General features: G+C 70.1%; 21 protein-coding genes. 10 read left to right on the top strand and 11 right to left on the bottom strand.

Annotated elements, in window-relative coordinates; genetic code table 11:
- Positions 1-109 precede the first annotated feature (109 nt).
- The 4 genes from KGS77_RS10235 to KGS77_RS10220 all read left to right on the top strand — a co-directional run bounded on the left by KGS77_RS10235 (position 110) and on the right by KGS77_RS10220 (position 4464).
- Positions 110-1078 (top strand): tetratricopeptide repeat protein, encoded by a 969-nt coding sequence (locus KGS77_RS10235; RefSeq protein ID WP_242580408.1) that lies wholly within the window; start codon positions 110-112, stop codon positions 1076-1078.
- A 657-nt stretch (positions 1079-1735) separates the two neighbouring features.
- Positions 1736-2377 (top strand): DUF6230 family protein, encoded by a 642-nt coding sequence (locus KGS77_RS10230; protein ID WP_242580407.1) that lies wholly within the window; start codon positions 1736-1738, stop codon positions 2375-2377.
- 262 nt (positions 2378-2639) lie between these two features.
- Entirely contained in the window at positions 2640-3173 is a 534-nt protein-coding gene (locus KGS77_RS10225; protein ID WP_242580406.1) for a DUF6114 domain-containing protein, read from the top strand.
- On the top strand, positions 3163-4464 hold the full coding sequence (locus KGS77_RS10220; protein WP_242580404.1) for a hypothetical protein: 1302 nt from the start codon (positions 3163-3165) through the stop codon (positions 4462-4464). The genes KGS77_RS10225 and KGS77_RS10220 overlap by 11 nt, the downstream gene beginning before the upstream one ends.
- Before the next feature lie 94 nt (positions 4465-4558).
- Here the strand turns inward: KGS77_RS10220 and pyk are convergent, their stop codons facing one another.
- The 3 genes from pyk to pta all read right to left on the bottom strand — a co-directional run bounded on the left by pyk (position 4559) and on the right by pta (position 9553).
- The gene (pyk, locus tag KGS77_RS10215; protein WP_242580403.1) at positions 4559-5986 is read right to left on the bottom strand and encodes a pyruvate kinase; all 1428 of its coding nucleotides are present in this window, start codon (positions 5984-5986) and stop codon (positions 4559-4561) included.
- A gap of 117 nt (positions 5987-6103) precedes the next feature.
- Positions 6104-7315, bottom strand: a complete 1212-nt coding sequence (locus KGS77_RS10210; protein WP_242580402.1) for an acetate kinase — start codon at positions 7313-7315, stop codon at positions 6104-6106.
- Positions 7316-7426: 111 nt separating this feature from the next.
- Positions 7427-9553 carry a phosphate acetyltransferase gene (gene pta, locus KGS77_RS10205; RefSeq protein ID WP_242580401.1) on the bottom strand — a complete coding sequence of 709 codons (2127 nt, stop codon included), beginning with the start codon at positions 9551-9553 and terminating at the stop codon, positions 7427-7429.
- Between the two features lie 237 nt (positions 9554-9790).
- Between pta and KGS77_RS10200 the strand changes: the two genes are divergently transcribed.
- The 4 genes from KGS77_RS10200 to KGS77_RS10185 all read left to right on the top strand — a co-directional run bounded on the left by KGS77_RS10200 (position 9791) and on the right by KGS77_RS10185 (position 12329).
- Positions 9791-10816: an ATP-dependent 6-phosphofructokinase gene (locus KGS77_RS10200; RefSeq protein WP_242580400.1), complete on the top strand. Its 1026-nt coding sequence runs from the start codon at positions 9791-9793 to the stop codon at positions 10814-10816.
- 252 nt (positions 10817-11068) lie between these two features.
- Entirely contained in the window at positions 11069-11488 is a 420-nt protein-coding gene (locus tag KGS77_RS10195; RefSeq protein ID WP_242580399.1) for a phage holin family protein, read from the top strand.
- Complete coding sequence (locus tag KGS77_RS10190) at positions 11485-12072, top strand: DUF3618 domain-containing protein (protein ID WP_242580398.1); 588 nt, start codon at positions 11485-11487, stop codon at positions 12070-12072. The genes KGS77_RS10195 and KGS77_RS10190 overlap by 4 nt, the downstream gene beginning before the upstream one ends.
- Complete coding sequence (locus tag KGS77_RS10185) at positions 12063-12329, top strand: DUF4235 domain-containing protein (protein WP_242580397.1); 267 nt, start codon at positions 12063-12065, stop codon at positions 12327-12329. The genes KGS77_RS10190 and KGS77_RS10185 overlap by 10 nt, the downstream gene beginning before the upstream one ends.
- Positions 12330-12518: 189 nt before the next feature.
- Here the strand turns inward: KGS77_RS10185 and KGS77_RS10180 are convergent, their stop codons facing one another.
- Positions 12519-13517, bottom strand: a complete 999-nt coding sequence (locus KGS77_RS10180) for a YihY/virulence factor BrkB family protein (RefSeq protein WP_242580395.1) — start codon at positions 13515-13517, stop codon at positions 12519-12521.
- Positions 13518-14613: 1096 nt separating this feature from the next.
- On the opposite strand from KGS77_RS10180, the gene KGS77_RS10175 reads away from it, so the two are divergent.
- Positions 14614-15195, top strand: a complete 582-nt coding sequence (locus tag KGS77_RS10175; RefSeq protein ID WP_242580393.1) for a hypothetical protein — start codon at positions 14614-14616, stop codon at positions 15193-15195.
- A gap of 40 nt (positions 15196-15235) precedes the next feature.
- Here KGS77_RS10175 and KGS77_RS10170 read toward each other — a convergent pair whose 3' ends face one another.
- The 3 genes from KGS77_RS10170 to KGS77_RS10160 form a co-directional block, all read right to left on the bottom strand.
- On the bottom strand, positions 15236-15439 hold the full coding sequence (locus KGS77_RS10170; protein ID WP_242580392.1) for a DUF397 domain-containing protein: 204 nt from the start codon (positions 15437-15439) through the stop codon (positions 15236-15238).
- Between the two features lie 121 nt (positions 15440-15560).
- Positions 15561-15767, bottom strand: coding sequence for a DUF397 domain-containing protein (locus KGS77_RS10165; RefSeq protein WP_242580391.1), 207 nt, complete (start codon positions 15765-15767; stop codon positions 15561-15563).
- An 11-nt stretch (positions 15768-15778) separates the two neighbouring features.
- Positions 15779-16633, bottom strand: coding sequence for a helix-turn-helix transcriptional regulator (locus KGS77_RS10160; RefSeq protein ID WP_242580390.1), 855 nt, complete (start codon positions 16631-16633; stop codon positions 15779-15781).
- Positions 16634-16873: 240 nt separating this feature from the next.
- Here KGS77_RS10160 and KGS77_RS10155 point away from each other — a divergent pair, with 240 nt between their 5' ends.
- Positions 16874-17326 (top strand): ATP-binding protein, encoded by a 453-nt coding sequence (locus KGS77_RS10155; protein ID WP_242580389.1) that lies wholly within the window; start codon positions 16874-16876, stop codon positions 17324-17326.
- A 60-nt stretch (positions 17327-17386) separates the two neighbouring features.
- Here the strand turns inward: KGS77_RS10155 and KGS77_RS10150 are convergent, their stop codons facing one another.
- From KGS77_RS10150 to KGS77_RS10135, 4 genes are all read right to left on the bottom strand, one after another.
- Complete coding sequence (locus KGS77_RS10150) at positions 17387-19960, bottom strand: ABC transporter permease (protein WP_242580388.1); 2574 nt, start codon at positions 19958-19960, stop codon at positions 17387-17389.
- Positions 19961-20078: 118 nt separating this feature from the next.
- Positions 20079-20861: an ABC transporter ATP-binding protein gene (locus KGS77_RS10145; protein ID WP_242580387.1), complete on the bottom strand. Its 783-nt coding sequence runs from the start codon at positions 20859-20861 to the stop codon at positions 20079-20081.
- A 252-nt stretch (positions 20862-21113) separates the two neighbouring features.
- Positions 21114-21761: a DsbA family protein gene (locus tag KGS77_RS10140; protein WP_242580386.1), complete on the bottom strand. Its 648-nt coding sequence runs from the start codon at positions 21759-21761 to the stop codon at positions 21114-21116.
- A 132-nt stretch (positions 21762-21893) separates the two neighbouring features.
- Positions 21894-22826, bottom strand: coding sequence for a carbohydrate ABC transporter permease (locus KGS77_RS10135; protein WP_242580384.1), 933 nt, complete (start codon positions 22824-22826; stop codon positions 21894-21896).
- Positions 22827-22830 lie beyond the last annotated feature (4 nt).

The following is a 22830-nucleotide window of genomic DNA, read 5'->3' as shown; positions in this document are numbered from 1 at the left end:
CGACGTTGCGGTCACCGGTTCCCGGGCCCGCCCGCGCCCCGGGCGGCGCGGAGCGTGAATTTCGGGCACCGCTTTCCGGAACGGGCCGCGGAGGGGGGAGGATGGACCCATGCAGCCACGCAACATGTCCATGAGTGGAGTCGTCGACCTCGCCGCGCTGAAGGCGGCCGGGGAAGCGAAGCAGAAGGCGGAGCAGGCGCGCGCCGAGGCGGCCCGCACGGGCGCTCAGCCCGCGGGCGGCGGCCGTCTGGTGTTCGACGTCGACGAGGCGGGGTTCCAGCAGGACGTCCTGCAGCGCTCCACCGAGGTCCCGGTCGTCATCGACTTCTGGGCCGAGTGGTGCCAGCCGTGCAAGCAGCTCGGCCCGCTGCTGGAGCGGCTGGCGGCGGAGTACGCCGGCAAGTTCGTGCTGGCGAAGATCGACGTCGACGCCAACCAGATGCTCTTCCAGCAGTTCGGGGTGCAGGGCATCCCCGCGGTCTTCGCGGTGGTCGCGGGCCAGCCGCTGCCGCTGTTCCAGGGCGCGGCACCGGAGGACCAGATCCGCCAGGTGCTCGATCAGCTCGTGCGCGCCGCCGAGCAGCAGTTCGGAATCGTGGGGGCGCCCATCGACCCCGCCGCGGAGGGCGCGGCACCGGCGGAGCGGCCGGCGCCCGTCGGTCCGTACGACGCGCTGCTGGAGGCCGCGAGCCAGGCGCTGGACGCCGGTGACCTGGGCGGCGCCATCCAGGCGTACAAGAACGTGCTCGCCGACGACCCGGCCAACCCGGAGGCCAAGCTCGGTCTGGCGCAGGCCGAACTGCTCGACCGGGTACGGGGCCTGGACGCGCGGGAGGTGCGCAAGGCGGCGGCGGACAACCCCGCCGACGTGCAGGCCCAGATCCGCGCCGCCGACCTGGACCTGGTCGGCGGGCATGTCGAGGACGCCTTCGGGCGGCTGATCGACGCGGTCAAGCGGACCGCGGGCGAGGAGCGGGACGCGGCGCGGGTGCGCCTGCTGGAGCTTTTCGAGGTCATCGGCGCGGAGGACCCGCGGGTGACCGCCGCCCGTACGGCCCTGGCGCGTGTCCTGTTCTGACCGTTTTCCCTACCGTCCTGACCGACCCCTCCTGCCGGAATTCCGGGCCTTCCTGAGGCCCGGGGAACCCAGGTGACGCAGCGGCCGTACTTTGCCAAAACTTGGCAATTGCGGCCGCTGTTACTTGGAGTAAGAGGCTTGGGGGGTCTTGTGGCGTTTTCTCCTTGATTCCTCCGTGGCTCCTCGCTGTCGGTGACGACCGAGGGTGCCCGCGCGATATCAGCCGGTCGCGGTTCGGTTATCTGTCCGTTACTCGCAAGTAACGAACCTCTTGTGCGGCGGCGTCCGATGGACCACGATCGGCCACGCTCGGTCCATTCCCGCAGCCCGGCAGCCGGCCGGCGCGACGGGGCCTGGGTCCCCACCGAGTGGCCGGCGGACAGGACGCCGGCCTCGGACAGGGGGGTCTTCGCCCACCCGGCGGAGCCTGTCCGAAGCAGTCACGCGTGAGCGTGGCCAGTGGTTGTCGCTCGGGGGTGATCGCCGGCGATCGGAAGACGGCACGTGTCAGGCGGTACGCAGTGGTACGTGGAACGGCTCCGACGACGGCGCTCTCCTTCCCGAGGACGTAGCACTTCTCCCATCCCGGGTACGGCTTGAACCCACCCAAGTGGCCCTGCCCGTACCGGAGATGTACGTCCGAGAAGGAGGAAAGTCATGGAGTCCCAGGCTCGTGGCGGGACCAGATGGCGGCGGTTCGCCGTCGTCATGGTGCCCAGCATCGCGGCGACGGCCGCGATCGGCGTCGCCCTGTCACAGGGCGCGCTCGCCGCGTCGTTCAGCGTCTCCGGTCAGCAGTTCAAGGTGACGGCCCAGGAGCTGGAAGGCACCGGCTTCGTCCAGTACGGAGCCATGGACGTCAATACGACGGGTGGCCACCCGGTGGCCGTGGTCGGCCTCGACTCGGCCAAGATCACCAAACTCTGCCAGTCCGTCGTCGTCCCGGTGCCGCTGTTCGGTGACGTGACGATGCGGCTGGACGCCGGCGGCAAGGGCTCGCCCAAGGTCGAGGCCAAGACGCTCTACATCGACGCGGACGACCTGCGCACCAACGCGACGTTCAACAAGGTCGACATCGGTGTGTCGGTGGACAGCACCACCAAGGGTCCCGGCCCGGCGGCTCCCGGTGAGGGACACCGGGGCGAGTACGTGAAGGGCTCCTTCGCCCAGCAGGCGGAGTCCGTGCTCTTCAAGGACGTCAAGCAGCGCGCCTGGGCCACCACGGCCGGATCGTTCCAGCTCAGCGGCCTGCACATGAGCGTCAGCAAGGGCAAGGAAACCGAGTGCTACAAGGAGTGAGAGCACCGCACACCCGCGTCGGGCCCACCGCCTGACGTACCGGGCGCATGGGCGCGGGGTGCGTACGGTACGGCTCGCCGTACCGGCCCCCGTGCCCGTACGCCGGTGGCCCGCCGCGCGGCCGGCCACCCCACTCCGGCTCTCACGTACCACGATGTGCCAGTCCCGAGGAGCTGTACAACATGAGCGAGCGACGCGAGCGAATCGACTTCGGGTGCGCGCGGCGCGAATCCGGTCCCGCCGGCCGGAAGGGGGCCGGCGCATGACCACCGACGCGCTGCCGCGGCAGAACGGGTCCTTCCGGCGCAAGCGCCTGGCGTTCCGCGGCTGGCGCGGACGCCGGCCTTTCTGGGGCGGGCTGCTGACCGTGCTGGCCGGCTTCCCGATCATGTACATCCCCTACGCGAACCTCAGCATCGGTTCCCTGAGCTTCCGCCTGGCGACGACCGCGGGGGCCGGGTCACTGATCATCGGAGTCCTGCTGGTCGTCCTCGGCCTGACCATGTGGTTCCAGCCCGTTTCGCGGGTCTTCGCAGGCGTGGCGGGAATCCTGCTGTCCCTGGTCTCCCTGGTCGTCGCCAACTTCGGCGGGTTCCTGCTGGGCTTTCTGCCCGGACTGATCGGCGGCGCCCTCGCGGTCTCCTGGGTGCCGGGCAAACCCGTCACCGGGCGGCGCGGCGGCGCACGCGAGCCGGCCGGTCCGCCGGGAGACGGTCCGGCGGAGGACCGGATGACGCAGGACCTGTCGGCGACGAGCCCGTCCAACGGGGCGAACAGGAGGAACGGTGCCGGGTGACGAGCTGAACGAAGGGGGCGTGGTCCCCGGGGCGAGATCCGGGCCGAGGCACGCTGCCACGAAGAGGCCGCTGCTGACTCGGCTGCACCTTCCCGCGGGCAAGGCCATCGCCCTCGCCGCGATGCCCTCCGCCGTACTGATGGGCATGGGGCTGACGCCGCAGTTGGCGATGGCCAAGCCGCAGCCGCCTGCCAGTCCGTTCAAGGACGGGCCGTGCGTGAGCGCGCCGGAGAAGCCGGAGAAGAAGGCGGAGACGCCGGAGAAGACGGATCCGGCCGAGAAGGACACCGAGGACAGCAAGGACACCAAGGACGGCAAGGACGGCAAGGGCGAGTCCCAGGACGACAAGGCGGCCAAGGACAAGAGCGGTTCCGGCGCCACGCCCGTGCCGTCGCCCTCGTCCTCCGCGTCACCGTCGCCGTCGTCCTCCCCGTCGTCGTCCTCCCCGTCCCCGTCGTCTTCCTCGTCCCCGTCACCCTCGCCCTCCGCGTCGTCCAGCACCGAGAACCCCTGGTACGACCCGCTGGGCCTGGGCGACAAGCTGCACGACGTCCTCCACCCGGACAAGGGCGGCGAGGACGAGCCGGCCGGTCCCGCGGCGACCCCGCCCTCGCCTGCTCCGTCGCCGTCCGCGTCCGGCAAGGACCAGCCACCGGCCGATACGGGCAACAAGCCCGGCGCCGACGGGAAGGCCGGCGAGGACGCGCCCGCCACGACCGCCTCCCCGACGCCGGGCCCGGCCTCGTCCGCGTCCCCGTCCCCGTCACCGAGCGGCAGTACGGACGCCGGCGCCCCGGACGCCGACAGCAAGAAGCCGTTCCCGTGCGTGGTGGAGAAGAAGACGGACGGCAAGGACGAGCAGACCCCGGCCAGGATCCCCGACCGGCCGTGGCACCTGGAGTCCACCGGCCTGACGCTGCGGGGCCTGGACTACGAGGGTGTCGTCAACCTGACCACGCCCGACAAGAAGACCAAGCAGGCCCTGAAGTTCACCGCCGACAGCATCGACATCGACGATCTGCACCAGATCGTGGACGGCCCGGACGGCCGGAAGTACCACGTGGCGTCCGCGCCCGGCTCGACGTCGACGATCACCGGCGGCAAGGTCACCATGTACACCGAGCGGCTCCAGGGCAAGCTGTTCGGCATCATCCCGATCGTCTTCGACCCCGAGCACCCGCCGCCCCTGAACGTCCCCTTCGCGTACTTCACCGAGGTGAAGATCACCCAGGCGGGCCAGTTCGGCGGCAACCTCACCATCCAGGGCCTGCACCAGTACGTCGAGGGCTGAGCACCGGGGTCCGGGAACCGGACGGAAAACGGCCGTGGCCGCCACCCGCGAGGAGTGGCGGCCACGGCCGTTGTGCCAGGGGGAGGCAGCCGCGTCAGGCGCGCTCGCCGCCCAGGTGGTGCACCCGGACCATGTTGGTGGTGCCGGGGACGCCGGGGGGCGAACCGGCCGTGATGATCATGGTGTCGCCCTTGCTGTAGCGCTGGAGCTTGAGCAGCTCGGCGTCGACCAGGTCGACCATCTCGTCGGTGTGCTCCACGTGCGGGACGACGAAGGTCTCCACGCCCCAGCTCAGGGCGAGCTGGTTGCGGGTGGCCGCGTCGGTGGTGAAGGCCAGGATCGGCTGGGCCGCGCGGTAGCGCGACAGACGGCGGGCGGTGTCACCGGACTTGGTGAAGGCGACCAGCGCCTTGCCGTTGAGGAAGTCGGCCATCTCGGCCGCCGCGCGGGCCACCGCGCCGCCCTGCGTACGCGGCTTCTTGCCCGGGACCAGCGGCTGCAGGCCCTTGGAGAGCAGCTCCTCCTCGGCCGCCTCGACGATCTTGGACATCGTCTTGACGGTCTCGATCGGGTACGCGCCCACCGAGGACTCGGCGGAGAGCATCACCGCGTCCGCGCCGTCCAGGATGGCGTTGGCGACGTCGGAGGCCTCGGCGCGCGTCGGCCGCGAGTTGGTGATCATCGACTCCATCATCTGGGTCGCGACGATCACCGGCTTGGCGTTCCGGCGGCACATCTCCACCAGGCGCTTCTGCACCATGGGGACCTTCTCCAGCGGGTACTCCACGGCCAGGTCGCCGCGGGCGACCATCACACCGTCGAAGGCCGCGACGACCTCGGCCATGTTGGCGACCGCCTGCGGCTTCTCCACCTTGGCGATCACCGGTACCCGGCGGCCGACCTCGTCCATGACGCGGTGCACGTCCTGGACGTCCTTGGCGTCCCGTACGAAGGACAGCGCCACCAGGTCGCAGCCCAGGTTCAGGGCGAACTTCAGGTCCTCGATGTCCTTCTCGGACAGTGCCGGGACGTTGACCGCCGCGCCGGGCAGGTTGATGCCCTTGTGGTCGGAGATCACGCCGCCCTCGATGACGATGCAGCGCACCCGCGGGCCGTCGACCTCGACGACCTGGAGCGCCACGTTGCCGTCGTTGATCAGGACCGGGTCGCCCTTGGAGACGTCACCGGGCAGGCCCTTGTAGGTCGTACCGCAGATGGTCTTGTCGCCGGGGACGTCCTCGGTGGTGATGACGAACTCGTCCCCGCGCACCAGCTCGACCGGGCCGTCGGCGAAGGTCTCCAGGCGGATCTTGGGGCCCTGGAGGTCGGCCAGCACGCCGACCGCGCGGCCGGTCTCCTCGGAAGCCTTACGGACGCGGTGGTACCGCTCCTCGTGCTCCCCGTGGCTGCCATGGCTCATGTTGAAACGGGCCACGTTCATGCCGGCCTCGATCAGCGTCTTGAGCTGGTCGTAGGAGTCGACGGCGGGACCCAGGGTGCAGACGATTTTGGAACGGCGCATGGAGCGATCCTATCGTTTTGTTTCGGAGCGGAATATTCGGCTGTGCTGCCGGAGACACCCGGTGGGCGGCCGGTCCGTGGCCCGGCGCCCGCAAGGCGCCGGACCGCATGCCATGACTCAGCCGCTGACCAGCGCGTATGTCTGGGTGGCGATCTCCAGCTCTTCGTCGGTGGGGACCACGGCGACCGCGACCCGGGCGTACTCGGGCGAGATCAGCCGGGGCTCGTCGGACCGTACGGAGTTCAGGTCGGCGTCGACCGCCAGGCCCAGCTCCTCCAGGCCGGCGACGGCGGCCTCGCGCACCGGGGCGGCGTTCTCGCCGACGCCCGCGGTGAAGGCCACCGCGTCGACCCGGCCCAGCACGGCGCTGTAGGCGCCGATGTACTTCTTCAGCCGGTGGATGTAGATGTCGAAGGCGAGCGCGGCCCGCTGGTCGCCCTCGTCGATGCGGCGGCGTATCTCGCGCATGTCGTTGTCGCCGCACAGTCCGATCAGACCGCTCTTCTTGTTGAGCAGCACGTCGATCTCGTCGGTGTCCATGCCCGCCACCCGCTTGAGGTGGAAGACCACCGCCGGGTCGACGTCGCCGGAGCGGGTGCCCATGACCAGGCCCTCCAGCGGGGTCAGGCCCATGGAGGTGTCCACGCAGCGCCCGCCGGCCACCGCCGAGGCCGAGGCGCCGTTGCCCAGGTGCAGCACGATGACGTTGACGTCCTGGGGGGACTTGCCCAGCAGCTCGGCGGTCTTGCGCGAGACGTAGGCGTGCGAGGTGCCGTGGAAGCCGTAGCGGCGGATGCGGTGGGCGTCGGCGGTCTCCACGTCTATGGCGTAGCGGGCCGCGTGCTCGGGCATCGTGGTGTGGAAGGCGGTGTCGAAGACCGCGACCTGCGGGAGGTCGGGGCGCAGCGCCTGGGCGGTGCGGATACCGGTGATGTTGGCGGGGTTGTGCAGCGGCGCCACCGGCACCAGCCGCTCGACCTCCTTCATCACCGTCTCGTCGATCACGGTCGGCTCGGTGAACTTCAGCCCGCCGTGTACGACACGGTGGCCGATGGCGGCCAGCTCGGGCGAGTCCAGGCCCAGCCCGTCCGCGGCGAGTTCGTCGGCGACGGCCCGCAGCGCGGCCTCGTGATCGGCCATCGGGCCCTCCTGCTCGCGCTTGTCGCCGCCGGTGGCCAGCGGGCTGTGCACCAGGCGCGAGGTGGCCTCGCCGATCCGCTCGACCAGGCCGGCGGCCAGCCGGGAGCCGTCGGTCATGTCGATGAGCTGGTACTTCACCGACGACGAGCCGGAGTTCAGGACGAGGACACGGGTGGCGTTGGCAGTCATTTAGGGCTTTCCGGTGAGGGTGGGGGAGGGGTGGGCTACGTACGGGGCCGGGGTCCGGCGACGAGGTCCGGGGCCGGGGCCGGCGCGGCCGTCCGCGCCGGCCCGGACCGGTCAGCGCCCGGCGGTCTCGGGGCCGGCCCCGGCGGCGGCGGGCCCGGTGGCGTCGGGCCGCTCGCCCTGCGCCTGGATCGCGGTGATCGCCACCGTGTTGACGATGTCCTGCACCAGCGCGCCGCGCGAGAGGTCGTTGACCGGCTTGCGCAGGCCCTGGAGCACCGGGCCGACGGCGACGGCGCCCGCCGAGCGCTGTACGGCCTTGTAGGTGTTGTTGCCGGTGTTCAGGTCGGGGAAGACCAGTACGGTCGCCTTGCCCGCGACCTCGGAGCCGGGGAGCTTGGTCTTGGCGACCGCGGCGTCCACCGCCGCGTCGTACTGGATCGGCCCTTCGACCAGCAGGTCCGGCCGCCGCTCCCGGACCAGCTCGGTGGCCTTGCGGACCTTGTCGACGTCCGCGCCGGAGCCGGAGGTGCCGGTGGAGTACGAGAGCATCGCGATCCGCGGCTCCACGCCGAACTGGGCGGCGGTGGTGGCCGACTGGATGGCGATGTCGGCGAGCTGCTCGGCGTTCGGGTCCGGGTTGACCGCGCAGTCGCCGTAGACCAGGACGCGGTCGGCCAGGCACATGAAGAACACCGAGGAGACGATCTGCGCGCCCGGCCTGGTCTTGATGATCTCGAAGGCGGGGCGGATGGTGGCGGCGGTGGAGTGCACCGCGCCGGAGACCATGCCGTCGGCCAGGCCCTCCTGGACCATCAGCGTGCCGAAGTAGGAGACGTCGGCGACCACGTCGTACGCCAGCTCGTAGCCGACGCCCTTGTGGGCGCGCAGCTTCGCGTACAGCTCGGCGAAGCGTTCGCGCAGCGGGGAGGTCTGCGGGTCCAGGATCTGCGCGTCGGCGAGGTCGATGGCCAGGTCGGCGGCGCGCTTGCGGATCGCCTCCTCCTCGCCCAGCAGGGTCAGGTCGCACACGTCGCGGCGCAGCAGGACGTCGGCGGCGCGCAGCACCCGCTCCTCGGTGCCCTCGGGCAGCACGACCCGGCGGCGGCCGGAGCGGGAGCGCTCGATCAGCTCGTGCTCGAACATCATCGGCGTGACGCGGCCGGAGCGGGCGACGGAGATGCGGTTCGTCAACGCGGCGGTGTCGACGTGCCGTTCGAACAGGCCGAGCGCGGTCTCCGCCTTGCGCGGGGAGGCGGCGTTGAGCTTGCCCTCGATGGCGAAGAGCTGCTCGGCGGTGGGGAAGGAGCCCCCGGGCACGGAGACGACCGGGGTTCCCGGGGCCAGCCGGCCGGCCAGCGCCATGATGTCCGGGCCCGGCCGCTCGTCCAGCGTGAGCAGCACGCCGGCTATGGGAGGGGCGCCGGCGCTGTGCGCGGCGAGCGCGCCGACGACCAGGTCCGCGCGGTCGCCGGGGGTCACCACCAGGCAGCCGGGGGTCAGTGCCTTGAGGAAGGTCGGCAGCATGGCGCCGCCGAAGACGAAGTCCCGGGCGTCGCGGGCGAGCCCCGAGTCGTCGCCGAGCAGCACCTCCGCGCCCAGGGTCTGCACGATCTGGCCGACGGTCGGCGCGGAGAGGGAGCCGTCCTCGGGGAGTGCGTAGCAGGGCACCGGGAGGCCGGCGGACAGCCGCTCGGCGATCCGGGCGCGGTCCTCGGGAGCGACCCGGTTGACGATCATCGCCACCACGTCGCAGCCCAGGGACTCGTAGGCACGGTAGGCGTTGCGTGCCTCGGCCGCCACGGACTCCGCGGACTGGTCCTGGCCGCCGACCACCGGCAGCACGGAGGCGCCGAACTCGTTGGCCAGGCGGGCGTTGAGGGTCAGTTCGTCCGGCAGGTTGGTGGCGGCGTAGTCCGTGCCGAGCACCAGGACGTACTCGTAGTCCCGGGCGACCTTCAGGAAGCGGTCGACGAGCCGGGAGACCAGCTCGTCGGTGCCCTGCTCGGCCTGGAGGGCGCTTGCCTCCTGGTACGCCATTCCGTATACGGTGTCCGCGGGCTGGCTGAGCCGGTAGCGCGCCCGCAGCAGCTCGAACAGGCGGTCGGGTCCGTCGTGTACCAGCGGGCGGAAGACGCCCACCTTGTCGACATGGCGAGTCAGGAGCTCCATGACTCCCAGCTCGACGACCTGGCGGCCGTCGCCTCGGTCGATCCCGGTCACGTACACGCTGCGCGTCACGCGTGCTCTCCGTCCATTCGTTGCTCGCAAGGTCAAATTACCCGTTATGGTGGGCTTGCCCCTCTTGACAATACCTGCGTCTGTGGATAAGCCGCTCCTCCAGTCTTACCCCGTGACAGTAGGGGACAGCAGGGGCGCCGGGGGTACTCGTCGAGCTGTGAGGGCAGGGCCTTACGGCCCGTGAAAGAATCGGACCGGCTCACAAGAACCAACAGCGAGCACAGGAGACACAGCACCATGCGTATCGGAGTCCTCACCGCGGGCGGCGACTGCCCCGGCCTGAACGCCGTGATCCGTTCGGTGGTGCACCGGGCGCTGACGGAACACGGCGATGAGGTCATCGGTTTCGAGGACGGGTTCAAGGGCCTCCTGGACGGGCGCTACCGCAAGCTCGACCTCGACGCGGTCAGCGGCATCCTGGCCCGCGGCGGTACGATCCTGGGCTCCGCCCGCCTGGAGCGCGCCCGGCTGCGCGAGGCGTGCGAGAACGGCAAGGACCTCGCCCGTGAGTACGGCGTCGACGTGCTCATCCCCATCGGCGGCGAAGGCACGCTCACCGCGTCCCGGATGCTCTCGGACGCCGGCCTGCCGATCGTCGGCGTCCCCAAGACCATCGACAACGACATCTCCTCCACCGACCGCACCTTCGGCTTCGACACCGCCGTCGGCGTGGCCACCGAGGCCATCGACCGCCTGAAGACCACCGCCGAGTCCCACCAGCGCGTCATGGTCGTGGAGGTCATGGGCCGGCACGCCGGCTGGATCGCGCTGGAGTCCGGCATGGCCGGCGGCGCCCACGGCATCTGTCTGCCCGAGCGCCCCTTCGACGTCAACGACCTGGTCACGATGGTCGAGGAGCGCTTCGCCCGGGGCAAGAAGTTCGCGGTCGTCTGCGTCGCCGAGGGCGCCCACCCGGCCGAGGGCTCCATGGACTACGGCAAGGGCGAGATCGACCAGTACGGCCACGAGCGCTTCCAGGGCATCGGCACCGCGCTCGCCCGCGAACTGGAGCACCGCCTCGGCAAGGAGGCCCGCCCGGTCATCCTCGGCCACGTCCAGCGCGGCGGCACCCCCACCGCGTACGACCGGGTGCTGGCCACCCGCTTCGGCTGGCACGCGGTGGAGGCGGCGCACCGCGGGGACTTCGGCAAGATGACCGCGCTGCGCGGCACGGACATCAAGATGGTGCCGCTGGCCGAGGCGGTCACGGAGCTGAAGACCGTGCCGGCGTCCCGCATGGACGAGGCCGAGTCCGTCTTCTGACCCCGGACTGCTCCGGCCCGGCGGACCGTATGCGGCGCGCGTCCCTCTCCATGAGGGGCGCGCGCCGCTTTTTTCATGCGGGGCCCGGCGGGTTCGTACGCGGCCCTGCCGGGTGCGGACGCGGCCCCGCCGTGCCGTACGGACGGGTGGCGGCCCCGCGTTCCGGTTAGCGAGCCGGTGAGGAGGTACCCGGACAGCTCCGGGGAACCGCGAGAGCTCCGAAAAGCCCTGGGAGAAGGGAGCGTGACCGGGATGAGCACTTCCATGGACCACCGGCCCGCGCGGCAGGACCACCGTCCGGTGAACGAGCTGATCGCGCAGGCGTCGGACCAGATGGCACACCTCGTACGCGACGAAATGGCCCTGGCCCGCATGGAGATGACGCGCAAGGGCAAGCGGTTCGGCCTGGGCGGCGGACTGCTCGGCGGCGCCGGAGCGGTGGCGTTCCTGGCGGCACAGACACTGGTGGCGACGGCGGTCCTCGCGCTCGCGCTGGTGCTGTCCCCGTGGGCCGCGGGCCTGGTGGTCGCGGCGGCCCTGCTGGTGCTCGCCGGGACCCTGGCGCTCCTGGGCCGGCAGCGGATCCGACGCGCCGTGCCGCCGGTGCCCGAGGAGACGCTGCGCGGGGTGCGGCGGGACATCGAGGAGATCAAAGGGAGGGCACGACGGTGACCAGCGAATCCAGGACGGACGAGAAGAAGACATCGGCAGCGGCGCGGGAGCCGGCAGCGGCGCAGGAACCGACGCCGACGCCGACGCCGGAGCCGGAGTCGGCGAAGCGCGAGGAGGCCGCCCCCAGCCCCGAGGAGCTGCGCGAGCGGATCGAGCGGACCCGGCGCGAACTCGGCGACACCGTCGCGGAACTGGCGGCCAGGGCCGATGTCAAGAGCCGCGCCCGCCAAGAAGCGGTCCGGCTCAGGGACCGTACGTACGGGCGGGCACGGGCCGTGACCACGCGGGCCCTCGGGGCGTCCCGGCGCCACCCGGCACGCACCGCCGGCGCCGCGGGCGGCGTCCTGCTGGTCGGGGCCGGCGTCCTGGTACTGCGCAGCCGCGACAGCGGTCATGGCACTGCCAGTGGCCGGACGGCATCCCGGGCGATACGCGCCGGCGGCCGTACGGTCCGTGCCGACCGCGCACTGCGCGCCGTCCGGGCGCTGCGTACCGTACGCGCACTCCGCGCGGCCCGCGTCGGCCGCCTGGCGCGCGTCGGCCGTGGCCGGCGGACCGCTCGCGGCCTGGGGCGGTGCCGATGATCAAGCTGCTCTACAAGCCGCTGGGCATGCTCTTCGGGCTGCTCGCCGGCGCGCTGGCCGGCGCGGTGTTCAAGCGCGTATGGCGCAAGGCCGCCGGACAGGCGGAGGCCCCGGAGCCCACGGACGAGGACCGTAGTTGGCGTGAGGTCCTGCCGGCCGCCGCTCTCCAGGGCGCGATCCTGGGCACGGTACGCGCGGCCGTGGACCGGGGCGGCGCGGTGGCCGTACGCAAACTGACCGGCACCTGGCCCGGCTGAAATCGCCTCGAACACCCCGGTGCGGTTTCTGGCGTACCGCCAGGAACCGCGCCGAGCACGAACATTGACGCTACTCACGCCCTGCGCTTTCGTGAACTTCGGCGAACCGTTAGCGCGGACCGCCCTGTTCCGCCGCGACGCGTGATACCCGGGACGTCCGGCCCGGGGGCGGTTCCTCGCCTCAGCGCCTCAGCGGTCCGTGGCCGCCCGCTCCCGGCCGTGCCGCTGCCGCCGGACGCGCCGCCGCAGTCCACGAGGCCAGGTGCGGGTGTCCCGGGGTTCCACGTACGGCTCCTCCTCCGGCGGATGACCGTCGGCGATCGCCCGCTGGCGGACCAGTTCGGCGTCGAACTCCAGGCCGAGCAGGATCGCCAGGTTGGACAGCCACAGCCAGACCAGGAAGATGATGACGCCGGCCAGCGTGCCGTAGGTCTTGTTGTACGAGCCGAAGTTGGCCACGTACACCGCGAAGCCGGCCGAGGCGGCGAGCCACAACAGGACGGCCAGGAAGCTGCCGGGCGTCAGCCAGCGCAGGCCCGGGACACGCACGTTGGGCGTGGTGCGGTAGAGGAGGGTCACCATCATCACCACGAGCAGGACCAGTACGGGCCATTTGGCGATCGACCAGACGGTGATGCCCGCGTCCCCGATGCCCAGGCTCCGGCCCGCCTGCCGGGCCAGCGGCCCGGTGAAGACCACGATCACCGCGCTGACGGAGATCAGCATCATCAGCACCACCGTGACCGTCAGCCGCAGCGGCAGCGTCTTCCACGCCGGGCGGCCCTCCGGAAGGTCGTAGACGGCGTTGGCGGCACGGATGAACGCGGCGATGTAACCGGACGCCGACCACAGCGCGGCCAGCAGACCCACGACGGCCAGCACGCTTCCCGTACCGCCGCTGCGCTGGAGCTGGTGCACCGCACCGCGCAAGATGTCCTGGGCGGCGCCCGGCGTGAGCTGTTGCAGGTTGTCCAGGATCCCCTGGGCGGCGGACCTGCCGATCACGCCGAGCAGCGAGACCAGGACCAGCAGCGCGGGGAAGAGGGAGAGCACTCCGTAGTACGTCAGGGCCGCGGCCCGGTCGTGCAGTTCGTCGTCCACGAACTCCTTGGCCGTACGCCGCAGCACGGCCCACCACGAGCCGGTGCCGAGCGCGGTGGGGTGGTCGGATTTCTGATTGCCTGCCATGCGGGGCGGGTTGCCCCGCAGCCGACGGCCAACCCTCCCACCCGCGGCCTCCTGCCGGAGGTCTCGCCGCCGGCCCCGGTTGCGGCTCGCCGCGCTCGATTGCGGAGGCTGGGGCGGTCACCACCGGAATCGTCATCCGGTCCGGTTCCTGTTCACTTGCGGTAGTGCGTCGCCGCTGCTTGCCTTCGCACCGACAAGGGAAACGCCTCTTGTGTACGGCCGGGTGACAATTGTGTCCGGAACGTGCCTACTGTGTACCTTGTTCCGGGCATGGATTCACGCACTGCTTCTTGCCCGTGTCGGTCACACGGGCTCCAGTAGTACATGAAGGAGATGACGATCCGTGCGATTACGACCCGCTGCCCGGAATACTGCTTCCGTGGTAGCTGTGGCTCTAACGTTGGCGACTGCGCCTCTGGCGCAGGCCGAGGAGCCTCCTTCAAATCCCGGCCCGGATACTGTATCGGTAACTGCAGGCGGGACCGACAAAGTGATCTGTGAGCTCGCCGCCTTCAAGCCTCGCCACAGTGGTGAGAAAGTTACCGGAACCGGCGGAATCCAAAGCTGCGCGCCGCATCCACCGGACTCGTGCTCCTATGAAACGGACGTAGAATGGTATCACGTGTATTCCCGTCAATGGATGGTCGGCGGGGCAAGTCCTCGTTACTTCAAGTGCCCGCCTTCGGCTAGGAACGCCACGGCTCCAGCGAAATGTAAGCCGAAGCCCGAAGATGAGAAATTGGCTTGGCGCACGGTGGCCTATGGCTCCATCTTTCACGGCAATACCTCCTCGGCCGTGGCCTACAGCCGTGTTGCGTATTTCCCGTGCGCATAGGGAAGGGTGAAGGTCTGTGGCCACGCCGCTCTCCTGCGGCGTGGCCACAGGCTCTTGTCCCTGGGGTTGCCGTGGCGCCAGTCGCCTCAAACAGCACCGGTGACGACGCGTTGTGCTGAACTCGCCGCCCGGTGCAAGAGAACTGTCCACTCGCGGGGATCGATCGGTGGCTGCGAGCCGTAGCCCAGGTGCCCGCGGCTTGAGACTCAGAGGGGCAGAGATATGCGGATGTGGGGTCTTGGCCTGGGGGTGGAGCGATGGGTGGAAGCTCTGGTTCCTGGGACGGTGCAGCGTGTGCTGAACGGGACGGACCTGCAACCACGACTGATACCGCGGCGGGTGTTGTCAGTGGTGTCGGCGGATATCGACGCGACCGCCGGTGTTGGTGCGGTCTGGGTTATATGGCGTCCGAAGTCGGCAAGGGCATATGAGCACATCGCGTTCCTGGAGCGGCATGAGGGGGAGTGGGAGTACGTAGTCGGCGGTAGCGGTCCGATGGGCCATCCTGTCGGCGTCGACGTGATCGATGTCCGCGCCGGCGGAGGCGTGGCAAGCCTCACCCGCCACCGTGATTCGCCGCACTCCGTGGCCACAGCCTCATGGATCAATTGCGCCCTCATTCGTCTGGGGCGCGAGGTCACCTGCCTCCTCATCGGTCACCGTCGGCTCGACACACCCGACCAGCGCGAAGTCATCGTCGCTTGGAGGTCTTCTTACGCCGACCGGGGAACTCGGCCACTCATCGTGGCTCTGGGACGTGACGGCGTAGAACTTTCCCGCCTCGGCCCCCACGACAGTCTGGACAGTCACACTTGGGCACGGCTGAGAAGAGAAGAAGAGTAAGGGCTTGCAGAGAAGCAACGTGTTGCTTCTCTGCAAGCCCTTAGTTGGCGAAGTGGTCGAACTCTCCGTTTTTCAGGCTTCGAATGAACGCGGTCATCTTTGCGTGAGTAGTGGTTATTGTGCTGCCGGGGTCATCGCTCTCGCGCAGCTTGACCACATCGCCGTCCTTGGACAGCTCCACACAGTTCTGCCCCGTGTCGCCCCCGGAGTAGGAGGACTTCTGCCAGCGTATTGCTTCTGTCATTCCTGATGGCTCACATTTCGGGTGCGATCCGGTGGATTGTTGCGCAAACCGGCGTAGGTAAAAGCCCCGCCCGTACCGGGCGGGGGCAGCACGTGCGCCACACTGACGTGCGGAACCCGCACTAGTGGGCGAAGTGGTCGAATTCTCCGTTTTTCACGCCCTCGATGAACGCGGCCATCTTTGCGCGAGTAGTGGTTATTGTGCTGCTGGGGTCATCGCTCTCGCGCATCATGATGTTGCCTTCGTGCAGTGCGACCTCGACGCAGTTTTCCCCTTCACCCCCGGAGAAAGAAGACTTCTGCCACTTGACTGGGCCGATTGTGCTCATGTTCTTCAGCCTCACACTTCCTGTGCGATGTTGTGGATCAACTCTCGCGACTCGGTTTCGCTGAGAGACGCGTGTTCGGCGATGGCGAGCAGGCCGTTGTATTTTTTCAGGTAGGCCTCGGCGTCAAGGAATCGCCCGCCCAAAGCCGAATCGATCTGCACGGTGTCCAGTTGCGGAACCTTTCCGTGCGCGTACATGACCGGCTGCGTCAACTCGATGAACCTCTCGTTCATGAACGGAATCACCCGCACGGTCACGGTGGGCATGTGGGAAACCTCGACGAGGTATTCGAGTTGCTCGCGCGTGACCTTGCGCCCGCCGAACCGCATCCGCAGGGCGGCTTCGTGCAGGATCGCCGTGTATGGAGTCGGTGACGGGCCCTCGAAGGCGGCTCTCCTTTTGAGTCGGTGCTCGACGCGCGTCTCAACCTCGTTCGACGGTAGTACTGGCGTCACCCCTTCGAACAGGGCTCGTGCGTAGGTCGCGGTCTGGAACGGGCCGGGCATGGTTGTCGACAGCAATGAGCGGATCGCCGTCGCATGCAGTTCGAGTTCGGCGATGTCCAGCCACCCGGGCGTGAGGATGCCCCGGTAGTCGTCGAACCAGTGCGTTCCCCTGCGCTCGGCGGCGATCTCGCACAGGGCGTCGATGAGTGGTTCATCGTCGCATTGGTAGAAGGTCGCCAGCCGGCGAATGCGCTCTTCGCTGATTCCCAGACGGCCGGCCTCGATGTTGCTGATCCGGGCTGCGTCGGTGGAGAGCAGGCCACCGGACTCGCGTGCCGTCCGGCCGGCACGCTCGCGTAGTTTCCGAAGCTCGACACCCAGGCGAATCTGTCGGGCGGTCGGATTGTCTCTCGGCGGCATGTGTCCCTTCCCCTTGTTCCCCCTGAGTGTGCCGGGAACGGCGTCACGGGTCCACTAGCCGTCACACTTTCGAGGTACAGGGTTGTACCGGTCCAGTTTTTCACCCTATGGTCCTGGCAACACCGCGCCGCACGCCGGAACGTCAAGTGCAGCCGCTCGCGCGCGTCTTCGGGCGTGCCCCTGGGGGTGGTCGGGTCACGGCGGTGAGCGGCGCGTCGATCCGCGTTGGGAGACGTAATCATGACGCTCGCACCCCCGAAACGGCCCCCCGCAAGCCCCGAAGCACGCCGCCACCGGTTCCGGTTCGATCTGGCCAGCGAGGCCGGCGCGCCGAAGATCGCACGGACCGTCGTCGCCGATCTGATGACACTGACCGGCAACGCCGAACTCGTCGACGACATGCGCGTTCTGGTCAGTGAGCTGGTCACGAACGTCCATCTGCACACGGAGACGGCCGTGGTGCGCCTCGACGTGGCCGTGCACCCCCGTTCCGTATGCGTGGCCGTGTGGGACGACACCCCCCGTGGCCGGCTCCTCAGTCTGCCCGCCCGGATTGACGGCGGTTCGGGGCGCGGCCTGTTCCTCGTGGAGGCACTGGCGGCGCGCTGGGGTGTCTACCGGACCGACGCCGGATGCCGTTTCCGTAAGGGCGTGTGGTTCGCGCTCGACAGAGTCGGGACGGACGGTCCCTGACGTAAGGGCGCCCCCGCCCGTAACCGGGCGGGGGCGCCAGTTGGCGGTCCGGGTGGGCCGTCACTGGGAGCCGATGGACTCCAGCATGTTCAGGCGGGCGGCCCGGCGGGCGGGCCATACCGCGGCCAGGACGCCGACGACCAGGGCGATCAGGAGGAAGATTCCCAGCCGGCCCCAGGGCATGACCATTTCGTAGGCCTCCCAGGACTTGCCGAGCATGGAGCCGCCGGTCCAGGCGAGGAAGACGCCTGCCCCGATGCCGAGCACCGCGCCGAACAGGGAGATGGCCACCGACTCCAGGCGGATCATCTGCTTGATGCCGCCGCGGGCCAGACCGATCGCGCGCAGCATCCCGATCTCACGCGTCCGCTCGAAGACCGACATGGCCAGGGTGTTGACGACACCGACGATCGCGATGACCACGGCCATGCCGAGCAGTCCGTAGACCATGTTCAGCGCGGTGTTGATGTTGCCGGCGCTCTCCCTGCGCAGGTCCTCGTGGTCCTGCACCTTCAGCAGCGGGCTGTCGCCCAGCGCCTTGCGGATCTCCTTCTCCAGCCCGGCGCTGGGACCGTCGGCGGCCTTGATCAGGAGCTTCTCGTGGATGACGGGCTCGGGCTTGAGCTGGCGGTCCACCAGTGCGGGGGTGCCCAGGATGCCGCCGATGAGGTCGTTGTCCTCATAGACACCGACGATCTGCAGTTGCGCCGTCTTCTTCTTCAGCTTGTCCTGCGTGGTGTTGAAGTCCGCGGTCACGGTCTGGCCGGGCCGTACGCCCAGGGTCTTGGCCTCGCTCCGGGACACCGCGACGGCGTTGCCGCGGATGGCGTCCAGCGAGCCGCTGTCGAACTTCAGCTCGGTGACCTGCTCGATCTTGGAGAGGTCGGTGGCGGTGACGCTGGAGAAGTGGTCGCCCGCCATCTTGAAGTGGGCCCGGTACTCGGGGACCGCGGCCACGACACCCGGCACGTGGGCGACCTTCTTGGTCAGCGCGGGCTCGATGCCGGTGAAGGCGGTGTTGCTGACCTGGTAGTCGGCCTTCAGGCCCTTGGCGGCCATCTTGTCGACGCCCTGCTGCGAGGACAGTCCCACGATCGTGATGCCGGTGATCAGGGCGAGCCCGATCATCAGCGCCGAGGCGGTGGCGGCGGTACGGCGCGGGTTGCGCAGCGCGTTCTCCTTGGCCAGCTTGCCGGTCACGCCGAAGAGACGGGTGGTGACCCAGCCGGAGAGGGCGACCACCGGACGGGACAGCAGCGGGGCCAGGATGATGACGCCGGTCAGGGTCAGGGCCCCGCCCGCCATGGCCGGCATCAGGGCGTCCTTCATCTTGGAGCCCCAGAGGTAGAACATGATCCCGACACCGAGGGCGGTGACGGCCAGGCCCAGGGAGTTGCGGATGACCAGGCTGCGCGGCGTGGGGGCCGCGTCCACGGTGCTCAGCGCCTCGACGGGGGCGATCTTGGCGGCCTTGCGCGAGGGCAGCCAGGCGGCCAGCACCGTGACCAGGACCCCGACCCCCAGGGCGGACAGCACGGCCGCCGGGCTGATGATCACCGGGCCGTCCGGGAAGCCGGCGCCGTTGGCGTTGAGGATCGCGCGCAGGCCCACCGCGATGCCGGTGCCCAGCGCGAAGCCGACGACGGAGGAGACCAGGCCCAGCAGACCGGCCTCGGCCAGCACCGAGCGGACCACCTGACGGCGGGAGGCGCCGATCGCCCGCATCAGCGCGATCTCGCGGCTGCGCTGGGAGATCAGCATGGTGAAGGTGTTGGCGATGATGAAGACGCCGACGAACAGGGCGATGCCGGCGAAGACCAGCAGCGTCTGGCTCAGGGCGGCATTGCTGTGGGCGACCATCTTGGACTGCTGGGCGGCCAGGTCGGCGCCGCTGGTCGCCTCGGCCTTGCCCTTGGGCAGCAGGGCGGAGACGCTGTCGGTCAGCGCCCGCTGGTCGGTGCCGGGCTTGGCGGCCACCACCATCTCGTCGTACTGGCCCGGGTGCAGGAAGAGTTTCTGCGCGGTGGCGGTGTCGAACAGCGCCAGGCTGCCGCCCACCGTGGCCCGCGGGTTGTCCGTCTCGACGATGCCGACGAGCTTCTTGTTCAGGGCCGGGCCGGTGGTGGCGAACCGTACGGTGTCGCCGACCTTCAGGCCGCCCTTCTCGGCGGTCCCGGCATCCAGCGCGATCTCGCCGGAGTTGGCCGGGCCACGGCCTTCCTTGACGGGGTAGCGGCTGTCCTTGCCGTCCGGGCCCGGCTGGTAGTTGCCGGCCAGGTTCTGCCAGCTCTCGCCGATGGGCTGGTTGTCCTTGTCGGCGATGGTGGCCGAGCCGTTGACGTTGGGGCGTACGGATTCCACGCCCGGCAGCGCCCGGATCTTGTCGGCCAGCTTGTTGTCCAAGGCGGTGCTGCGGTTGGCCTTGGAACCGGGGAAGCCGGCGTCGCCGGTGGCGGTCACGGAGACCGCGATGCCCTCCAGGTTCCTGGCCGACGCCTTTTCGACGGCCTTGCCGACGGTGTCGCTGAAGATGAGGGTGCCGGAGACGAAGGCGACGCCGAGGAGGACCGCGAGCGCGGTCATCATCAGACGGGCTTTGTGCGCGAGGAGGTTGCGCGAAGCGTTGCGGAACATGGTGGTGGTGTCAGTCCTGGGTACGGAAGCGGCGGTGGGGGCGGGCGGCGGCCGGTGGGGCCGGGCCGGCCGGTACGGCGTCAGCTCGTACGGCCTCGGCTCGTCAGCTCGTACGGCCTCAGCTCGTACGGCCCTTGGAGTCGAACATCCGCATACGGTCCAGGACGGCGTCCGCGGTCGGCTCGTACAGCTCGTCGACGATGTGGCCGTCGGCCAGGAAGACCACCCGGTCCGCGTAGGAGGCGGCGACCGGGTCGTGGGTGACCATCACGACCGTCTGGCCCATGGCCTGGACGGATTCGCGCAGGAAGCCCAGCACCTCGGCGCCGGAGCGGGAGTCGAGGTTGCCGGTGGGCTCGTCCGCGAAGATGATCTCCGGCTGGGAGGCCAGCGCGCGGGCCACGGCGACGCGCTGCTGCTGGCCGCCGGAGAGCTGGGAGGGGCGGTGGGACAGCCGGCCGGAGAGGCCGACGGTGTCGATCACGTTCTTGAGCCACTGCTGGTCGGGCTTGCGGCCGGCGATGTCCATCGGCAGCGTGATGTTCTCGCCCGCGGTCAGGGTGGGCAGCAGGTTGAACGCCTGGAAGATGAAACCGATCTTGTCGCGGCGCAGCTTGGTGAGCTGCTTGTCGGCCAGGCCGGTCAGTTCGGTGTCACCGATCTGCGCCGAGCCGGAGGAGATGGTGTCCAGGCCCGCCATGCAGTGCATGAGGGTGGACTTCCCGGAGCCGGAGGGGCCCATGATGGCGGTGAAGCGGGCCTGGCCGAACTCGACGGATACGTTGTCCAGCGCGACCACGCGGGTCTCGCCCTGGCCGTAGACCTTGCTCAGGTTCGTGGCACGGGCGGCGACGGTCGCGGTGGCTCGGGCGGGGGCGGGGTAGGTGGCCGCGTGGGACACGGGGAAACTCCTGGAACGGGGACGGGTGGGAGACCGGAGCCGTACGGGAACCGGTGTTCCCATTGTCGAGTGCGGGACCCGCCCCTGACCTCAGCCCGAAGTGCCGAAAGCCGTACCGGCCGGAAGTCTCATCCCGCGCACCCGTGTCATCCCGTAGACGGACATCCGTCAGACTTGTGGCCGACGGGCGGCCCGTAGGGGACCGGACGGATGGTGCGGACCGGCGGGCCGGAGAGGCCCCGTACGCGTACGTCAGACAGTGCCGCCGGCCCCGAAGTCCGGGGCGCCGGACGGCGGGCGGCGCAGCTCGTGGAAGCCGGGGACCGAGGCCATCAGCAGCGTCCCGTCCCACAGCCGGCCGGCCGCCTCGCCGCGCGGCGCCGGGGAGACGACGGGGCCGAAGTAGGCGGCCTGCCGCCCGTCCGCGTCCTCGGTACGGATCACCGGCGTGCCGACGTCGTCCCCGACCAGGGCCATGGCGCGGGCGTGCGAGGCGCGCACCGCCGCGTCGTACCCGGTGTCCCGGGCCGCCTCGGCCGGCCCCTCCGGCAGCCCGGCGTCGGCCAGCGCGGCACCCAGGGCGTCCCACTCACCGCGGTGGTGCAGCCGTATGCCCAAGGCCGCGTAGTACCGGGCCAGCGCCTCCTGGCCGTACTGCCGCTCCACCGCCGCGCAGACCCGCACCGGCGCCCACAGGTAGTCGCCCCACTCGCCGCCGGGGTCCTCCGGGTTGACCTCCCGGCCCTCGTTGAGCACCTGGAGGCTCATCACATGCCACCGCACCCGCACCGGGCGGACCCGCTCGACCTCCCTGATCCACTGCGCGGCGATCCAGGTGTACGGGCATATGGGGTCGAACCAGAAGTCCACGGCCGTCCGCGCGCTGCACTCCCCGCCCACTTCACGCCCCCTCCCTCGGCCCGCCCGGGCCCCGGCCCCGCCGACCGATGAACGTACGTGCCCCGCCGTGGGTTCCCCGGACACCCCTGATTCCCCGGACACCCCTGATTCCCCCGGACCCCTGCCTTCCCGTCACCCCTTCACGGCCCCGCCCAGCGTGAAGCCGCCGCCGAGCCGCCGGGAGATCAGTACGTACAGCAGCACGACCGGCGTGGAGTACAGGACGGAGAAGGCCGCCAGCTCGCCGAAGGCGACGGCCCCGTAGTTGCCGAAGAAGGTGAAGATGCTGACCGACGCGGGAAGCTGGTCGGGGGAGAGCAGCAGCATGAAGGGGACGAAGAAGTTCCCCCACATCATGATGAAGGTGTAGACCGTCACGACGGTCAGACCCGGCCCCATGAGCGGCAGGATGACCCGCAGCAGCGTCTGGGCCCAGGAGGCGCCGTCCGTCCACGCCGCCTCCTCCAGCACCTTGGGCACCCCGTCCATGAAGTTCTTCATCAGCCAGATGGCGAACGGGAGTTGGGCGGTGGCCAGGAACAACGCCGTGCCGAACCGGGTGTCGATCAGGTTGACCTGCACGAACAGGCCGTACACCGGGACCATGACCGCGGTGATCGGCAGACAGGTCGAGAACAGCACGGTCAGCAGGTACGGCCGGCTGAAGCGGGAGCGGAACCGGGAGAGCGGGTAGGCCGCCAGCGCCGCGCAGACCACCGTGATCAGCGTGGCGCTCCCGCACAGCAGCAGGCTGTTGAGCATCGGCGTGAAGGTGATCTCGTCGGTCAGCACCGCCGAGAAGTTGTGCAGCGTGGGCTCCCGGGGCAGCCGTACGCGCAAGGACGCCTCGGCGTCCAGCGAGGAGAACACCAGCCACGCCAGCGGGACGGCGAACGCCACGGCCACCACCAGCAGCCCGAGGTCGGCGGCGAGCCGGTGCCGCCCGCGGCGGGTCAGGCGCAGACCGGGCGGCAGTCGTACGGCATGGGGCGGGCGCGGGCGCGCGGGACGCGGCGGTCGTACGGCCAGCGGTGCCCGCGGGCGGCCGGGGAGCGGCCGGGTCATCTCC

The sequence above is a fragment of the Streptomyces sp. MST-110588 genome (genome assembly GCF_022695595.1).
Taxonomy (GTDB): domain Bacteria; phylum Actinomycetota; class Actinomycetes; order Streptomycetales; family Streptomycetaceae; genus Streptomyces.
Note: the sequence above shows the minus strand (reverse complement) of the source record. Positions and strands in the feature narration are given on the sequence as shown.

Bases quoted from the DNA above. Each gene is read 5' to 3' on its own strand.
- KGS77_RS10235 (WP_242580408.1), top strand. From the start codon at position 110: ATGCAGCCACGCAACATGTCCATGAGTGGAGTCGTCGACCTCGCCGCG.
- KGS77_RS10230 (WP_242580407.1), top strand. From the start codon at position 1,736: ATGGAGTCCCAGGCTCGTGGCGGGACCAGATGGCGGCGGTTCGCCGTC.
- KGS77_RS10225 (WP_242580406.1), top strand. From the start codon at position 2,640: ATGACCACCGACGCGCTGCCGCGGCAGAACGGGTCCTTCCGGCGCAAG.
- pyk (WP_242580403.1), bottom strand. From the start codon at position 5,986: ATGCGCCGTTCCAAAATCGTCTGCACCCTGGGTCCCGCCGTCGACTCC.
- KGS77_RS10210 (WP_242580402.1), bottom strand. From the start codon at position 7,315: ATGACTGCCAACGCCACCCGTGTCCTCGTCCTGAACTCCGGCTCGTCG.
- KGS77_RS10200 (WP_242580400.1), top strand. From the start codon at position 9,791: ATGCGTATCGGAGTCCTCACCGCGGGCGGCGACTGCCCCGGCCTGAAC.
- KGS77_RS10195 (WP_242580399.1), top strand. From the start codon at position 11,069: ATGAGCACTTCCATGGACCACCGGCCCGCGCGGCAGGACCACCGTCCG.
- KGS77_RS10180 (WP_242580395.1), bottom strand. From the start codon at position 13,517: ATGGCAGGCAATCAGAAATCCGACCACCCCACCGCGCTCGGCACCGGC.
- KGS77_RS10170 (WP_242580392.1), bottom strand. From the start codon at position 15,439: ATGACAGAAGCAATACGCTGGCAGAAGTCCTCCTACTCCGGGGGCGAC.
- KGS77_RS10165 (WP_242580391.1), bottom strand. From the start codon at position 15,767: ATGAGCACAATCGGCCCAGTCAAGTGGCAGAAGTCTTCTTTCTCCGGG.
- KGS77_RS10160 (WP_242580390.1), bottom strand. From the start codon at position 16,633: ATGCCGCCGAGAGACAATCCGACCGCCCGACAGATTCGCCTGGGTGTC.
- KGS77_RS10155 (WP_242580389.1), top strand. From the start codon at position 16,874: ATGACGCTCGCACCCCCGAAACGGCCCCCCGCAAGCCCCGAAGCACGC.
- KGS77_RS10150 (WP_242580388.1), bottom strand. From the start codon at position 19,960: ATGTTCCGCAACGCTTCGCGCAACCTCCTCGCGCACAAAGCCCGTCTG.
- KGS77_RS10135 (WP_242580384.1), bottom strand. From the start codon at position 22,826: ATGACCCGGCCGCTCCCCGGCCGCCCGCGGGCACCGCTGGCCGTACGA.